Below are 13,532 nucleotides of genomic sequence, written 5' to 3' on the forward strand. Positions count from 1 at the left end.
GCGCATGCTAAATTGCCTGTGTCTTCGTCAAAGTGCCGTTTCGCTTGTTTTAATGCCGCTTCGCTTGTTTTTGGAAAAAGGCTCTCAGGTTTCAACCAGTTGCTGCAGGAAGTTCTTCAGCGCAACGCCGGGTTCATCGTCTTCCGATGCAATCATGCGAATTCCCCATTGCCTCAACACTTCTTCCTGAACCGGGTTCGGCTTGTGTGAGAACACATATGAAATGGGCCGTACACCGAGCGTCTCGTGTTCGTTCCATATCTTCGACAGCTTGTGAAATAGCAGACGTATATTGGTATCGGAAAGACTGTATCCGATAAACAGAACGGCCTTGCTCAATGTGTCGGCGCGTAACTTGATATCCAGCGGCGTTTCGAACTGCAGGCGCTGGTAGTAGCTGGTCTCGTCAAGCACGATCGAGGCGTCATCATCGAAGTCACCGTGGAACTTGACGATCTGCCTGACGCCATCACGGGCCTTGGTCAGGTCACTGGCGTTGGCGATCTTGATGTAGTCCACCGCATGGGCGTCATGGGCGTACTCCAGCCAACGGTCATAGTTGGTGGTATAGATCGCCGGAAAACGGCCACGCACGATCAGCCGATGAATTTCCGAGTCTCGTATTTCGATGTTGCGATGCCACTCGCGGTCCATCCAGCTGCGCAGCGGGCCGATGCTGCCTTTCTTGATCCGGTAGTACTCGGCCAGGGCGAGGAAATTACCGTAGGTGTTGAACACCTCCGGGTCGTAGTCGAGCTGCACGGCGATCTCGTCGATCAGCTCCTTCCACGGCGGCAAGCCAATGTTGGCGGATACGACGGAACCGACAAAAAGGATCAGGCGATTGTTCCGGTACGCTTCGTGGAGCTGGTCCATGGTTGCTCAGGACTCCCGCAGATAGGCGACGAAGGCGTCGAGTGCGCGCCGGCGCATGGGAAGGCCGTTCTTTTGCGTGCCCAGCTGCGCGAACGTCTGGGTCTGGCCTTCGGGAATGAACACGTCGTCCCATTCGAAGCCGCCATGCCCGGCTGGCGACGGTGCGATGCGCCCGGCGACCACGCCTTCGAAGAAATGCCGTTTGCGACCGTCGCAATAGCCGATCAGGGTCCGCGCCTCGGCGGCCGGATCGTCCAGCCGCCCGATCAGCTCCGAGAATCGCTCGGCCTGCAGTCGGTCCCAGAAGATCTGCGTCAGCCCGCCGGGAAAGCCGTTGAGGCTGTTGATGAAAAGCCCGGTGTGTTCGACGAAGACCGGTTTACCGATCATCTTGAAGGCGACCAGCAGCTTGTCGCTGACCAGCTGGTGCAGGTCCTCGGTACGCAGCTCCTCGATACGGATGGGAAAGGGCTTCACCTCGATTCCGCTGGGCTGGAGAATCTCGCAAACCTCGAGGATCTTCTGCGGGTTGATGGACGCGAAGCGGATTTTCATGGAACGAGCCAGCTCCGGTTTCGACGGATGAATGCTGCCGCCACGACGGCCGCCCTTGTCTGTATGACGCAAGGTGAGTGGCTCGGTTCTCCTGCCCAGCGGATTAATCGATCAGGCGCGCCTATGGACGTTGTAGCGCCACGTCTTAAAGGAATGACATTGCAGACTCTGGCGGGGAGGGCGCTTCAGCTCCGGCCCGGACGCATCGGGCAGACTGCCTGCACCTGACGGATGCGCTCGGCGGGGACGCGCAGCTGCCGTAGCAGGTACTCGGCGAATTCCGGCGTGAATGGCTGACGGGCGATGGCCTGTTGCATGCAGAACAGCCAGGCATCGCGTTCGGCTTCGCCGACCTGCCAGCGGGTATGGAACTGCGGAATGCTGATGCCGCCATACTTCTCTGCGTATCGCTTCGGGCCACCCAGCCAGCCGCTCAGAAAGCTCGCCAGCCGGTCCCGGGCGTCGCTCACGTCTGCCGGATACATTGCACGAACGCCCGCGGCTTCTGGCGCCAGGTCCATCACCTGGTAGAAGTCCGCGACCAGCTGTTGCAGGCCCGGTTCGCCGCCGGCTGCCTGGAACGAGGCGTCGCCGACGCCGAACGCGGGACCTTGATTGGGGTTCATCAGACTCGTCTCTGGCTCGTTGAAAGGGCGCGAGATGATGCGCGCTTGTGCCAGATCAAAACAAGTGCGAGCAGCGCCCGCAACGCGCAGGCAGCTGGTCTAAGCTGAAGGTCCACACAACAGCGGAGACAGGAAATGCGCAGGCTTCTGGTTGCATACGATGGTTCGGACAACGCCAAGCGCGCCCTGCAGTATGTCGTCGATCTGGCGCGGGATACCGGGATCGCGCTACAGGTGCATGTGGTCAACGTTCAGCACGAACCGATCATCTACGGCGAATACGTGACGTCGGCGATGATCGATGAACTCAACAACGGCCTGATGGCCAAGGCGCGCTCCGTGCTCGACGAAGCGGCAGCCGTGTTGCAGGCCGGCGGCCTGAGCTGCGAAACCCATGCGCTGCTGGGCAATGTTGCCGAGCAGGTCAACGACGCGGTCAAGCGGCTGGGCTGCGACACGGTGGTAATGGGCACTCGCGGTCTGGGCAGCTTCACCGGGATGCTAATGGGCTCGGTGGCGAACCGGGTGATCCATGAGGTATCGGTCCCGGTGCTCTTGGTCAAGTGAGCTGAATGCCGGTCTGGCCGATCAGTCCTGCTTACCCTTGAGCAGATCGGCCAGGTTGGCGAAGGCCTTGAAGGTTTCCTTCGGGCCCAGGTCGCTGCCCGGCCTGGCTTCGGCCTGGTACTGGTTGTCGGTGTAGCGGGAATGCTCGTTGTCGTGGCAGTACAGGCAGAGCAGCTCCCAGTTCGAGCCATCCTCGGGGTTGTTGTCGTGGTTGTGGTCCTTGTGGTGGACCGTCAACTCGCTCAGGCGCTTGCCGGAAAATTCCCGCGCGCAACGACCGCAGACCCAGGGATACATCTTCAGTGCTTTTTCCCGATAGCCTTGTTCGCGCTGACTGTAGGGCGTGGTCGGTTTGCTGCTGCTCATGGTGAATGCTCGCCGGGTTCGTTGTTCGTCAGGGCCCATCCCCGCGTCGGCATCGCCACGCGCGGGAACAGCCCCAAGTAAAGTCGATGGCTGTCAGCCCGCCAAGCCGACGTAGACGTTCTGCACGTCATCGTGGGCGTCGATGGCCTCGAGAAAGGCTTCGACTTCTTCCAGTTCGGCACCGGACAGGCTGACCGGATTCTTCGGACGATAGCCCAGTTGCGCGGACTGCACGGTAAAGCCGAATTCCGGCAGCGCCTTGCACACGGCGTCGAGATCGGTGGGTTCGGTAATGAACAGCGTGCTGCCTTCGTCGGCTGCTTCGAAATCCTGCGCACCGGCCTCGATCGCGGCCATTTCCGCATCGGCGTCGCCTTCAGGCGCGGCTTCGATCATGCCGACGTGGTCGAAGTCCCAGCTCACCGAGCCGGAGGAGCCCAACTGGCCTTTGCGGAACAGCACGCGGATTTCGGCAACGGTGCGGTTGACGTTGTCGGTCAGGCACTCGACGATCAGTGGCACCTGATGCGGCGCGAAGCCTTCGTAGAGTGTGCGTTCGTAGTGGACCACCTCACCGCTGAGGCCTGCGCCTTTCTTGATGGCGCGCTCCAGGGTGTCCTTGGGCATCGAGGCCTTCTTCGCCTGTTCGACGACCAGGCGCAGGCGCGGATTCATGTCGGGGTCGGCACCGCTGCGGGCTGCGATCATGATTTCCTTCGACAGCTTTCCGAAGATCCTGCCCTTGGCGTTCGCCGCCGCTTCCTTATGCTTCGCTTTCCACTGTGCGCCCATGCTCGTCCCCGTCTGAAGTGATGAAGTCAGGCGCGGATTCTATAGCGTATTCCGGCCTTGCGTCGCCGGTGGCGGTTGAGCCTGACGTGTGCTGCCTGTGTCAGGGCGATGGGCGGTTGCTCCGCACTGTGCCGCTCATTTTGGCGATCACTGTATGGAGCGCTCATCGGAAGCGGCGTCTTTAATGCTTCTTTTACGCAACAGGGTGCGTCGCCATGTCGCCTCGGGATCTGCTGCTCGCGCTGGTCGTCATCGTCGTCTGGGGCATGAACTTTGTGGTGATCATGGTCGGCCTGCACGACGTGCCGCCGATGCTGCTGGGGGCGCTGCGTTTCATGCTGGCGGCCGTGCCGGCGGTGTTCTTCATCAAGCGTCCGCAGGTGCCGTTGCGCTGGATGCTGGCCTATGGGCTGACCATCTCGCTCGGGCAGTTCGCCTTTCTGTTCACCGCGATGAAACATGGAATGCCGGCCGGACTGGCCTCGCTGGTGCTGCAGTCGCAGGCGTTCTTCACGCTGTTCTTCGCGGCGCTGTTTCTCGGCGAGCGATTGCGCGCAGCCAACTTGCTGGGACTGGTCATCGCGGCCTGCGGTCTGGCGATGATCGGCGCGCAGACCGGCCTGGGCATGACCCTGAGCGGTTTCGTGCTGACCATCTGCGCGGCGTCGATGTGGGCGCTGGGCAACATCGTCACGCGCAAGGTCGGCAAGGTGAACCTGGTCGGGCTGGTGGTATGGGGCAGTCTGGTGCCGCCGCTGCCATTCCTGGCGCTGTCGCTATGGCTCGAGGGGCCGGCGGTGATCGAGGCGGCGCTGCGCGGCATTGGTTGGCAGACGATTCTAGTGCTGGCCTATCTGGCATTCGGCGCGACGATTCTCGGCTATGGCCTGTGGAGTCGCTTGCTGTCGCGTTACCCTGCGAGCCAGGTGGCCCCGTTCTCGCTGCTGGTGCCGGTGGTCGGGCTGACGTCAGCCAGCGTGTTGCTGGGCGAGCGGCTGGGGACGCTGCAATTGGGTGGGGCGTTACTGGTGATGCTCGGCCTGGGGGTGAATGTTTGCGGTAGCTGGTTGTTCGGTCGGTTGCGTCTGGCCAGGGTCTGAAACGCCCGGCATCAGACCGGGCGTCGCAGCGATAAGGCTCAATGGGTGGCGGCGTGGGCGCCGAGCAGCGTAGTGCCCGAGCCACTCTTCTTGTCGCGCTTGGCCATCCGTTTTTCTTGCGCCGTTTTCATCGGCTTTTTCTTGCCGTTCTTCTTTGCGTCCATTCCCTTGCTCATGGTGTTCACCTCTGATTGCTGGCTGGACATGTCCTGATGTGCGAAGACCTGACTGTCGCTGCTGGAGCGAAGCCTGTTTCCGGCCTGTGTCTTCCATGACCGCTGCAGTATGGCACTGCTGGGCTGCATTGCACGCACTGCTTTGCTTAGGGTCTGTTCCCGTTTCGTCGCAAGCCGCGTTGCTGCGCCAAATAGCGCCATGCCCGGGCGGCGTTCCGCAGGCGCGGGACGCAGGTAATGGTGGTTCCCTTGCCAAGTCCCGCAACGCCGGATGGCGCCATTTGCCGCACGAAACGGGAACAGCCCCTAGTTATCAGTCGAACAGGCTGTGTTGGTCGCGCTGGGCGCGAAGGGCGTCGTAACGCTGGCGGAAGATCGCCCGATAATGCATGGCCAGACGCGGCAGCTTCGCCAGTTGCTGCAGGTTGTCTTCAGTCAGGTTCTGATCGAGAAAGCAGCGCCACAGGTGCGCGACGCTGATCTGCGGGTGCGGGCGCTCGAGCAACTGCAACGTGTCGCCAGGACGCACGGTGCCTGGCTCGATGGTCCGATAGAGCCAGCCGGTGCGGCCGCTCCCCGACAGCTCCCGTGCCAGGCCACGCACACCGTGACGGTTGTCCAGCCTGATGCAGGGCGAGCGCGGCTGGCTGATCTCGATCAGCGCGGTGCCCCAGCGAAGAAGATCGCCGATGCATACCTGCTCTTCGTCCAGCGCCTGGCTACCTAGGTTCTCACCGAAGGCGCCGAGACCAAGCCGCGCGCGCAGCGGCGGGAAGCGCTGCGACCAATACTGATAATGCTGGGTCGGGTAGTGGCAGAGGCTGCGATCCGGCCCACCATGAAAACGCCGATCGGCGATCCGATCACCCTGCAGGCCATCCAGGCCCAGCCACAACGGGCCGTCGCTGGCTTGCTTGTCCATGGCGGTGGCTCTGCGACTATCCGGCAGCGGCGAAAACTGACGGCACAGCAATGGGCCGTCGACGGTCCAGGCTCCGAGCGAGGTGCGTGGCGCCTGCTGGGTCACGGCTGCTGTGCTCGGTTGAGCTGCTCCAGTTCGCGGCGGACCATGGCGGTGTATTCCGGTGGGCTGAGCTGATACAGCTCGGTGGCAACCCAGGCCAGCCAGCGCGAGCCGAGGGCCGCTTGCTGGTCCAGCAGGCGTTGGGCTTCGGCGAGGGCGCGCTCGGCATTGTTCTGATGAAAATCTGCTCGACTCACGAATCGTCTCCGTCGCCGTACTCGGCGATGAAAGGGGCAGCGATGGTAAACCCGGAACGCTCGCGTTAGGCTCGATGGCTATTCTTTTTGCGCCGCGAGAACGATGCATGCCGGTGTCCATGAACTTCAAGCACAAAATCTCCCGCCAGCGCCCCTATGGCAAGGCCGAAGCGGGCCTGCGGGCCAGCGATGGCAGCCTCGACGTCGTGCTGGACCAGCTGGAGAGCGATCGCGGGCGCATCATCAACTCGGCCGCGGTGCGCCGCCTGCAGCAGAAGACGCAGGTGTTTCCGCTGGAGCGCAATGCCGCGGTGCGCAGCCGCCTCACCCATTCGCTGGAAGTGCAGCAGACCGGCCGCTTCATCGTTCGCACCCTGTACAAGCAGCTCGGCCACCGCGCCGCGGAGTTCGGCCTGGACGGACTCGAGCCGGCGTTGCAGAGCCTGGTCGAGATGACCTGCCTGATGCACGATATCGGCAATCCGCCGTTCGGCCATTTCGGCGAGTACGCCATCGGCGAGTGGTTCGAGCGCAATCTCGACGCGCTGTTCACGGCCGCCGTGACCCCGGGGCAGGGCGATGCCGAGCTGCGCAAACGGATGCTGGTCGATCTCAAGCTCTTCGAAGGCAATGCCCAGGCGGTTCGCCTGGTGGTCTCGCTGCAACGCCTCAACCTGACCTATACGCAGACCGCCGGACTGCTCAAGTACGTCCGTCCGGCCTATCAGGCCAAGCCCGCGAAGGGCACCCCAGGCGCCTACCTGCTGAAGAAGCCCGGCTTCTATCTGTCCGAGGAACCCTTCGTGCGTGCGCTGCAGGCGGCGCTCGATCTGCAGCCGTGCACGCGTCACCCGCTGGCCTACGTGATGGAGGCCGCCGACGACATCGCCTATTGCCTTGCCGACATCGAGGATTCGGTGGAGAAGGGCATCTTCAGCATCGAACAGCTGGCGCAGCTGCTGCTCGCCAAGTTCGCGCTGCATGGTTCGGTCGATGCCCCGGTGCCGGGTCCGGAGCGCAGTTTCCGGGGCATGGTCAACTATGCGCTGGAACGCGCACAGAAGGAGCCGATCAACAAGGCCGGCGAGTTCTTCATCTGGCTGCGGGTGAACATGATCCACCCGCTGGTGCAGCACGCTGCGCGGCAGTTCATCGACAACATCGACGCGGTTTATCACGGCACCCTGGATCGCGCGTTGCTGGAGGACGACAGCCTACCCAACGCCATCGTGCAGACCTTCAAGGATGTCGCGATGGAGCACGTGTTCTGCCACCGCGAGGTGGAAACGTTGCAACTGCAGGGCTATCGCATTCTCCAGGGCCTGCTCGACTTCTATGCGCCGCTGCTGCGCGTGCCGGCCACCGTGTTCGATGCACTCAGCCTCGGCACCTGCCGCAGCGAACCTCACCTGCAGATGCTGGCTCGACGCCTGCCCAACCAGCTGATCAAGGCCTACCACGAAGCGCTCAAGGAGCATGCTGAGCAATCGGCGGATTGGCCTCTGTGGGAGTTCTACTACCGCAACCGGATGCTGCAGGACTACATCAGCGGCATGACCGACCAACTGGCTCAGGACGAGTATCGGGCCCTTTCCGCCCTCTGAGGGTGCGCTGCACCAGAACTGCCGCTGCGCTTGGTACGCGCCTTGCTTTTGCTTGGTGCAGCAGTCGTCGTGCGAGCCCCGCAATGGCGCATGACGGATTTCCGGTAGTTTCCTTAACCTGTTGATATCAAAGGTTTCATGGCGCTTCAGCGTCTCGCTGCAAGCAAGCTCCGGCTGCAGGTGACGGTGGCCCGACATGACGCGTTGATGCATCTCGGTGCATGCGTCTGGCGGAGGTAACCGTTTTGGTGCGATTTATCCGCTGAGGCTGTAGTGACCCATGGAAAACCTCAACAGCGCCGTGGAAACCCTGGTCCACGGTTCGAATACCCTGTTCATCCTGATGGGCGCGGTGATGGTGCTGGCCATGCACGCCGGCTTCGCCTTTCTCGAAGTCGGTACGGTACGTCTGAAGAATCAGGTCAACGCGTTATCGAAGATCATCACCGACTTCGCAGTGTCGACCCTGGCGTATTTCTTCATCGGCTACTGGGTCGCCTATGGCGTGACCTTCATGCAGCCGGCCGGCCAGCTGGTGGTGGACCACGGCTACGCGCTGGTGAAGTTCTTCTTCCTGCTGACCTTCGCCGCGGCCATTCCGGCGATCATCTCCGGCGGTATCGCCGAGCGCGCGCGGTTCGGCCCGCAGCTGTGCGCCACACTGCTGATCGTCGCGTTCGTCTATCCGTTCTTCGAGGGCCTTATCTGGAACGGCAATTTCGGCTTCCAGGGCTGGCTCGAGCACCAGTTCGGTGCATCCTTCCATGACTTCGCCGGCTCCGTGGTGGTGCACGCCATGGGCGGCTGGCTGGCGTTCGGCGCGGTAGTGCTGCTGGGGCGGCGCAACGGTCGCTACCGGGATGGCAGGCTGGTGGCCTTCGCGCCGTCGAACATTCCGTTCCTGGCGCTGGGCTCGTGGATTCTCATCGTCGGCTGGTTCGGCTTCAACGTCATGAGCGCGCAGACCATCGAGGGTATCAGCGGGCTGGTTGCGGTGAATTCGTTGATGGCGATGGTTGGGGGCACTGCAGCGGCATGGCTCGCCGGGCGTAACGACCCGGGCTTCCTGCACAACGGCCCGCTGGCTGGCCTGGTGGCGGTCTGTGCCGGCTCCGATCTGATGCATCCGGTCGGCGCACTGGCTACTGGTGTGATCGCCGGCGCACTGTTCGTCTGGACGTTCACTGCTACGCAGAATCGCTGGAAGATCGATGATGTGCTGGGTGTCTGGCCACTGCACGGCCTGTGCGGGATCTGGGGCGGGGTGGCCTGCGGCATCTTCGGCCAGTCCGCGCTGGGCGGTCTGGGCGGCGTGAGCCTGATCAGTCAGGTGATCGGCAGCGGCATGGGCATGCTGGTGGCGCTGCTCGGCGGCTTCGGCGTCTACGGCCTGCTCAAGCTGACCACCGGTATTCGCCTGAGCCAGGAGGAAGAGTTCAACGGCGCGGATCTTTCCATCCACCGGATCGGCGCGCTCAGCCAGGATTGAGCCGCTTGCTTATGTCCGGTTGTCGCAGCCGCGCTCAGTAGCCGCGGCTGCGCTCCACCAGATCATGCAGCGGCTCGCCGTCACGCAGCGCTTGCAGGTTAACGGCGACGATCCGGGCCGCGCTGCGCATGTCCGTTGCGGCTGCGATGTGGGGCAGCACGGTCACCTGTGGATGCTTCCAGAACGGATGCTCTGCCGGCAGCGGCTCGCTGCGAAACACGTCGAGCACCGCATGGCCGACCTGGCCACATTCGAGCGCCTGCAGCAGATCAGCCTCGACCAGGTGCCCGCCCCGTGCGAGGTTGACCAGCCCGGCGCCGGGGCGCAGAGCTTCGAAGAAACGCCGGTCCAGCAGATCGCCAGTCTGTGGCGTCAGTGGCAGCAGGTTGATGACGATGTCGCTGCATGCCAGCAGCGGCCAGAGGGCATCCATGCCGTGCTCCAGCGCGACGCCCTCGGCAGCGCCGCTGCGAAGCTTCCAGCCGGTCACGCGGTAGCCCTGGGTGACCAAGCGCTGGGCACATGTCCGGCCCATCTGGCCCATGCCCAGCAGCGTCACCTGGATTTCGTCAGCCCGCCGCTGCGGCAGTTGCCGCCAATCGCAGGCGTGCTGCTGCCGGGCGTAATCGTAGAAACCCCGATGCAGCGAGAGAGTCGCCCACAACGCGGTTTCGGCCATGGCCGCGCTCATGGCCGGGTCGACCATGCGTGCCACCGGCACGTCCGGCAGGCTCGGGTCGCTGAGCAGGCGGTCCACGCCGGCCCAGAGCGACTGGATCAGCCGCAGGTTTGGCAAGCCTTGCAGCAAGCCCTCGGGTGGGTTCGCGACCACCGCCGCGTTGATCAGCCCGGCGTTCTCCGCCGTCGCGGACAGGTGCCAGCGGGCTTGCGGCAAGGCGCGCTGCAGCTCTGCGAGCCAAGCGTCGCGCTCGTTATCGTCGAAGCTGCCGCAGAGCAGGATGTCCATGCAGTCGTTCCTCATCGGTCCAGGCGGAACTGTAGTCAGCCGCAGAGTCTCTGAATAGGCAAGTAGCGGAACGCGCGACGCGCCTTTCAGCCTGTTGACGAGCCTAAGGAGAACATCATGGAACTACCCAACAAAGACCTCGGTACTCTGTTCGAGCAGCTGGGTCTGGCGTCAGACCCGGCGAGTATCGATGCATTCATCGGCAAGCATGGGCACCTGCCGGAAGACGTTCGGCTAGCCGATGCGCCGGTCTGGAACGAGTCGCAGCGCGCGCTGCTGCGCGATGAGTGGGTCGAGGATGCGGAGTGGGCGCCGATTGTCGACGAGCTGAATGTGCGCATGCACGAGCATTGATCACCAGGCGAGCTGCCGCAATCGCTGCAGCTCGCCTGTCGCCCTCGAGGCAGATCAGTCCAGCAGATCGGCTGGTACGTTGCCGCCATTCTCGGCCAGTTTGTTCAGCACCGCCTTGTGCAGCCACATGTTCATCTGCGCTGAATCCCCCATCTTGTCAGCCGGGCAACCCAGCTCGGTAGCCAGTTCCTTGCGCGCGGTGAGGCTGCTGTCCAGGCCGAGCAACTTCAGCAGGTCGACGATGGACGTGCGCCAGTTGAGTTTCTCCGGGTGATTCTGCGCCATGCTGTCGAGCTTGGCCGCGACGTCCACCTGGTCCACTGCAGGGCCCGTGGGGGCGCCGGCACCGCCTGTGGAGGCCTCAGGTGGTGTGGTGGGCGCTGTGCTGTCGGGTGCGGCATGTGCCTGGCCGAGGCCGATCTTTTCCAGTATCGAGTTGAACAAGCCCATGGGGATCTCCTGTCTGCGTGAATGATGAGCCGTGGCTCGCAGATTAGGACCGCACGTGTATCGATTCGTCGCGTCCCTATTGAACGGGGCGTTCCGGCGAGTGGCGTGGGGAAATTGGGCTTTTGGGCGCCCTGGGTGGACCGAAGTCATTCATCTTCTTGCCCAGTCGATTCCCTGCATCGCTCGTGCTGTAACAGGCGCATGTCGAGTGGCCTGTTTGGCAGGTTCAGTTGGTCAATTTCGGCGCCCATGGCCCCGATACAGCGTTGCTGCTCCTTGCCATAGCCCCGCTATGACTCGTCGCAGGGAGCCCTGATCATCCGAACTTGCCTCAACCAACTCACCAAACAGTCCACTAGAATGCCGCTTTTGTTTCAGGAACCGATCATGAGCGAGTCGACCCAGCAAGACCTCGATATCGATGCCCGCTACGCCTGCGCCAGGAGTCTCGCACTGGAAGCCGCGCAGCTGGGCATGGATTTCTATCGGCAACGCGAGACGCTGGATGTGGAGCACAAGGGCAGCGATCGCCAAGACGTGGTCAGCATCGCCGACAAGCGCATCGAGGACTTCATTCGCGAGCGGCTCGCCGAACGTTTTCCCGAGGACGGCTTTCTCGGCGAGGAGAGCGGCTCGGCCGATCTCAAGGCACGTTGCGTCTGGGTCATCGACCCCATCGACGGCACCGCCTGCTTCGTCAACGGCCTGCACAACTGGTGCGTCTCCATCGGTCTGCTGGTCGACGGCGAACCGCACGTCGGCGCGATCGCCGATCCCAACCATGACGAACTCTTCCATGGCTGTCTCGGCCGCGGCGCCTATGTCAACGAGACACCCATCACGGTCAGCGCCGCCAGCCATGTGCGTGATGGCCTGACCGGCGCGGGCACCTTCCATCCGCGCGGCAAGGAGCATTTCATTCCGTTTCTGGAAAAGCTGCTGGCCGAAGGCGGCATGTTCATCCGCAATGGCTCCGGCGCGCTGATGACGGCTTACGTCGCCGCAGGGCGACTGATCGGTTACTACGAGACCGAACTCAAGAGCTGGGATTGCCTGGCCGGGCTGGTGCTGGTGGTCGAGGCGGGCGGGCTGCGCAACGATTTCTTCCGCAACGATGGGCTGCTCAGGGGTAACCCCTATCTGGTGGCGGCGCCCGGCGTGTATCGACAGCTGGCCGAGCTGATCGGCCCTTCGCTGGATGGCTGAGGCGTTGCGCGTTCGTCAGTCGACCGTGCACTGCCAGGCCCGAGTCGGGCAGCCTGTGCTATACCGTTCTGACGCGCTGGGGCCGGCGAAACGGCCCTGTTCATCAGGGGGGGACAATCGGCGGCCCATCAGCCTGAGCCAACCTGCGTGATCTGATGGCTGCCCGCATAGAAGCGAGGTAACGATCATGACCATGATGCAATGCACCCACCGCGACCACCTCATCACCGCCGAGGTGATGGAATATCCCGGCACCCCGACACCCTGGGCTGGCGGTTGCCGGATTACCGATCCCGCCGGGCACGTGACTCGCCGTATGCCGCTACCGCTCGAGCATGCGTTCATGGACGAGCTGGAAAAGGCCCAGCGACTGTCCATCGCCCATGGCAAGTGGCTGGTCGATCAGCATCTCGATCACGGCCGCGAGCTGTTCCAGAAGGCCGCCTAGCAATGCTTGAAGCGTCTTTTCATGCGTCGGATGTCCATCGTCCGACGCATGCCTTGAGCGCGTCAGATGGGCGTGTAGCATGCGTCACCTGCACACACAATTCTCTTCACAGTTGCCAGCGCATGAATCTGTACCGTTTGCGGCAGGAACGCCGGCGAACCGGCTAAGTTTCGGATAGCAAAGCGAAAAGTGCTGACGGGCAGGACTGCGTCGGCGGCATTTTGCCCGTTGCTTAATAAGTGAAACGGTGGCATAGCTATCACCAAGCCACCGGAAACGGTGGTGCTCATAAGCGGAAGTAAGGACGACTTATGCAAATCCAGGTTCACAGCGATAACCACATCGAAGGCAGTGCCCGTCTGGCTGATTGGGTCAGTGCCAGTGTCGCAAGCAGGCTGGACCGGTTCGACGACGAGCTGACGCGCGTCGTCGTGCACCTCAACGACGAAAACGGTGACAAGGCCGGCGCCCATGACAAGCGCTGCCAGATCGAAGCGCGGCCGAAGGGGCTGCAGCCGATCTCCGTCACCCACAAGGCCGAATCGCTGGAGTTGGCGATCGACGGCGCGGTGGACAAGCTGAACAATGCGCTCGCTCACCAGTTCGGCAAGTTGCGTAGCAAGCGCTCCGGAGCCCAGCCGCAGATGATCGATGGCGCGGTGGCCGAGCGTGACGCGCTCTTGGAGGAAGATTTCCTCGCGGACGAGCAGGTCCGCAATTCATAAGCCGTAAGCA

Annotated in this window: 18 protein-coding genes; 8 read left to right on the top strand and 10 right to left on the bottom strand. The window is 62.9% G+C overall.

Features of this window, described 5'->3' with window-relative positions:
• Window positions 1–84 precede the first annotated feature (84 nt).
• The 3 genes from IEG05_RS11635 to IEG05_RS11645 form a co-directional block, all read right to left on the bottom strand.
• Complete coding sequence (locus IEG05_RS11635) at window positions 85–876, bottom strand: SIR2 family protein (protein WP_191122072.1); 792 nt, start codon at window positions 874–876, stop codon at window positions 85–87.
• Window positions 877–882: 6 nt separating this feature from the next.
• A complete protein-coding gene (locus tag IEG05_RS11640; protein WP_191122073.1) occupies window positions 883–1,431 on the bottom strand; it encodes a non-canonical purine NTP pyrophosphatase in 549 nt (182 codons plus the stop codon).
• A gap of 185 nt (window positions 1,432–1,616) precedes the next feature.
• Window positions 1,617–2,057 carry a group II truncated hemoglobin gene (locus tag IEG05_RS11645; RefSeq protein ID WP_104097770.1) on the bottom strand — a complete coding sequence of 147 codons (441 nt, stop codon included), beginning with the start codon at window positions 2,055–2,057 and terminating at the stop codon, window positions 1,617–1,619.
• Between the two features lie 135 nt (window positions 2,058–2,192).
• Here IEG05_RS11645 and IEG05_RS11650 point away from each other — a divergent pair, with 135 nt between their 5' ends.
• Window positions 2,193–2,624, top strand: a complete 432-nt coding sequence (locus tag IEG05_RS11650; protein WP_003299314.1) for a universal stress protein — start codon at window positions 2,193–2,195, stop codon at window positions 2,622–2,624.
• A 21-nt stretch (window positions 2,625–2,645) separates the two neighbouring features.
• Here IEG05_RS11650 and IEG05_RS11655 read toward each other — a convergent pair whose 3' ends face one another.
• Window positions 2,646–2,990, bottom strand: coding sequence for a YajD family HNH nuclease (locus IEG05_RS11655; protein WP_003299313.1), 345 nt, complete (start codon window positions 2,988–2,990; stop codon window positions 2,646–2,648).
• Between the two features lie 93 nt (window positions 2,991–3,083).
• Window positions 3,084–3,782, bottom strand: coding sequence for a YebC/PmpR family DNA-binding transcriptional regulator (locus tag IEG05_RS11660; protein WP_014819936.1), 699 nt, complete (start codon window positions 3,780–3,782; stop codon window positions 3,084–3,086).
• Window positions 3,783–3,997: 215 nt separating this feature from the next.
• Between IEG05_RS11660 and IEG05_RS11665 the strand changes: the two genes are divergently transcribed.
• Complete coding sequence (locus IEG05_RS11665) at window positions 3,998–4,882, top strand: O-acetylserine/cysteine exporter (RefSeq protein ID WP_014819937.1); 885 nt, start codon at window positions 3,998–4,000, stop codon at window positions 4,880–4,882.
• Window positions 4,883–4,920: 38 nt separating this feature from the next.
• On the opposite strand, the gene IEG05_RS11670 is transcribed toward IEG05_RS11665, so the two are convergent.
• The 3 genes from IEG05_RS11670 to IEG05_RS11680 all read right to left on the bottom strand — a co-directional run bounded on the left by IEG05_RS11670 (window position 4,921) and on the right by IEG05_RS11680 (window position 6,279).
• The gene (locus IEG05_RS11670) at window positions 4,921–5,187 is read right to left on the bottom strand and encodes a hypothetical protein (RefSeq protein WP_023443774.1); all 267 of its coding nucleotides are present in this window, start codon (window positions 5,185–5,187) and stop codon (window positions 4,921–4,923) included.
• Between the two features lie 184 nt (window positions 5,188–5,371).
• Window positions 5,372–6,085 carry an MOSC domain-containing protein gene (locus tag IEG05_RS11675; protein WP_191122074.1) on the bottom strand — a complete coding sequence of 238 codons (714 nt, stop codon included), beginning with the start codon at window positions 6,083–6,085 and terminating at the stop codon, window positions 5,372–5,374.
• Entirely contained in the window at window positions 6,082–6,279 is a 198-nt protein-coding gene (locus IEG05_RS11680) for a hypothetical protein (protein WP_179484493.1), read from the bottom strand. Before IEG05_RS11680 ends, IEG05_RS11675 begins: the two co-directional genes overlap by 4 nt.
• Before the next feature lie 107 nt (window positions 6,280–6,386).
• On the opposite strand from IEG05_RS11680, the gene dgt reads away from it, so the two are divergent.
• Window positions 6,387–7,883: a dGTPase gene (gene dgt, locus IEG05_RS11685; RefSeq protein WP_191122075.1), complete on the top strand. Its 1,497-nt coding sequence runs from the start codon at window positions 6,387–6,389 to the stop codon at window positions 7,881–7,883.
• Between the two features lie 280 nt (window positions 7,884–8,163).
• A complete protein-coding gene (locus IEG05_RS11690; RefSeq protein WP_191122076.1) occupies window positions 8,164–9,372 on the top strand; it encodes an ammonium transporter in 1,209 nt (402 codons plus the stop codon).
• A 34-nt stretch (window positions 9,373–9,406) separates the two neighbouring features.
• Here IEG05_RS11690 and IEG05_RS11695 read toward each other — a convergent pair whose 3' ends face one another.
• Window positions 9,407–10,339: a 2-hydroxyacid dehydrogenase gene (locus IEG05_RS11695; protein ID WP_191122077.1), complete on the bottom strand. Its 933-nt coding sequence runs from the start codon at window positions 10,337–10,339 to the stop codon at window positions 9,407–9,409.
• 117 nt (window positions 10,340–10,456) lie between these two features.
• Between IEG05_RS11695 and IEG05_RS11700 the strand changes: the two genes are divergently transcribed.
• Window positions 10,457–10,693: a DUF2789 domain-containing protein gene (locus IEG05_RS11700; protein ID WP_014819944.1), complete on the top strand. Its 237-nt coding sequence runs from the start codon at window positions 10,457–10,459 to the stop codon at window positions 10,691–10,693.
• 54 nt (window positions 10,694–10,747) lie between these two features.
• On the opposite strand, the gene IEG05_RS11705 is transcribed toward IEG05_RS11700, so the two are convergent.
• On the bottom strand, window positions 10,748–11,143 hold the full coding sequence (locus IEG05_RS11705; RefSeq protein ID WP_191122078.1) for a DUF3597 domain-containing protein: 396 nt from the start codon (window positions 11,141–11,143) through the stop codon (window positions 10,748–10,750).
• Window positions 11,144–11,530: 387 nt separating this feature from the next.
• Here IEG05_RS11705 and IEG05_RS11710 point away from each other — a divergent pair, with 387 nt between their 5' ends.
• The 3 genes from IEG05_RS11710 (at window position 11,531) to IEG05_RS11720 (ending at window position 13,522) form a co-directional block, all read left to right on the top strand.
• Window positions 11,531–12,349 (top strand): inositol monophosphatase family protein, encoded by an 819-nt coding sequence (locus IEG05_RS11710; RefSeq protein ID WP_191122079.1) that lies wholly within the window; start codon window positions 11,531–11,533, stop codon window positions 12,347–12,349.
• 187 nt (window positions 12,350–12,536) lie between these two features.
• Window positions 12,537–12,797: a hypothetical protein gene (locus tag IEG05_RS11715; RefSeq protein WP_014819947.1), complete on the top strand. Its 261-nt coding sequence runs from the start codon at window positions 12,537–12,539 to the stop codon at window positions 12,795–12,797.
• A 311-nt stretch (window positions 12,798–13,108) separates the two neighbouring features.
• Window positions 13,109–13,522 carry an HPF/RaiA family ribosome-associated protein gene (locus IEG05_RS11720; protein ID WP_014819948.1) on the top strand — a complete coding sequence of 138 codons (414 nt, stop codon included), beginning with the start codon at window positions 13,109–13,111 and terminating at the stop codon, window positions 13,520–13,522.
• Window positions 13,523–13,532 lie beyond the last annotated feature (10 nt).

Origin of the sequence: Stutzerimonas kunmingensis (assembly GCF_014764705.1) — a bacterium.
In the GTDB taxonomy this organism is placed as follows: domain Bacteria; phylum Pseudomonadota; class Gammaproteobacteria; order Pseudomonadales; family Pseudomonadaceae; genus Stutzerimonas.

What these genes read in the sequence shown, in the direction of transcription:
- IEG05_RS11645 (WP_104097770.1), bottom strand. Translation starts at nt 2,057, where the DNA reads ATGAACCCCAATCAAGGTCCCGCGTTCGGCGTCGGCGACGCCTCGTTC.
- IEG05_RS11705 (WP_191122078.1), bottom strand. Translation starts at nt 11,143, where the DNA reads ATGGGCTTGTTCAACTCGATACTGGAAAAGATCGGCCTCGGCCAGGCA.
- IEG05_RS11720 (WP_014819948.1), top strand. Translation starts at nt 13,109, where the DNA reads ATGCAAATCCAGGTTCACAGCGATAACCACATCGAAGGCAGTGCCCGT.
- IEG05_RS11665 (WP_014819937.1), top strand. Translation starts at nt 3,998, where the DNA reads ATGTCGCCTCGGGATCTGCTGCTCGCGCTGGTCGTCATCGTCGTCTGG.
- IEG05_RS11700 (WP_014819944.1), top strand. Translation starts at nt 10,457, where the DNA reads ATGGAACTACCCAACAAAGACCTCGGTACTCTGTTCGAGCAGCTGGGT.
- IEG05_RS11695 (WP_191122077.1), bottom strand. Translation starts at nt 10,339, where the DNA reads ATGGACATCCTGCTCTGCGGCAGCTTCGACGATAACGAGCGCGACGCT.
- IEG05_RS11690 (WP_191122076.1), top strand. Translation starts at nt 8,164, where the DNA reads ATGGAAAACCTCAACAGCGCCGTGGAAACCCTGGTCCACGGTTCGAAT.
- IEG05_RS11715 (WP_014819947.1), top strand. Translation starts at nt 12,537, where the DNA reads ATGACCATGATGCAATGCACCCACCGCGACCACCTCATCACCGCCGAG.
- IEG05_RS11710 (WP_191122079.1), top strand. Translation starts at nt 11,531, where the DNA reads ATGAGCGAGTCGACCCAGCAAGACCTCGATATCGATGCCCGCTACGCC.
- IEG05_RS11660 (WP_014819936.1), bottom strand. Translation starts at nt 3,782, where the DNA reads ATGGGCGCACAGTGGAAAGCGAAGCATAAGGAAGCGGCGGCGAACGCC.
- IEG05_RS11650 (WP_003299314.1), top strand. Translation starts at nt 2,193, where the DNA reads ATGCGCAGGCTTCTGGTTGCATACGATGGTTCGGACAACGCCAAGCGC.
- IEG05_RS11635 (WP_191122072.1), bottom strand. Translation starts at nt 876, where the DNA reads ATGGACCAGCTCCACGAAGCGTACCGGAACAATCGCCTGATCCTTTTT.
- IEG05_RS11670 (WP_023443774.1), bottom strand. Translation starts at nt 5,187, where the DNA reads ATGCAGCCCAGCAGTGCCATACTGCAGCGGTCATGGAAGACACAGGCC.
- IEG05_RS11640 (WP_191122073.1), bottom strand. Translation starts at nt 1,431, where the DNA reads ATGAAAATCCGCTTCGCGTCCATCAACCCGCAGAAGATCCTCGAGGTT.
- IEG05_RS11655 (WP_003299313.1), bottom strand. Translation starts at nt 2,990, where the DNA reads ATGAGCAGCAGCAAACCGACCACGCCCTACAGTCAGCGCGAACAAGGC.
- dgt (WP_191122075.1), top strand. Translation starts at nt 6,387, where the DNA reads ATGCCGGTGTCCATGAACTTCAAGCACAAAATCTCCCGCCAGCGCCCC.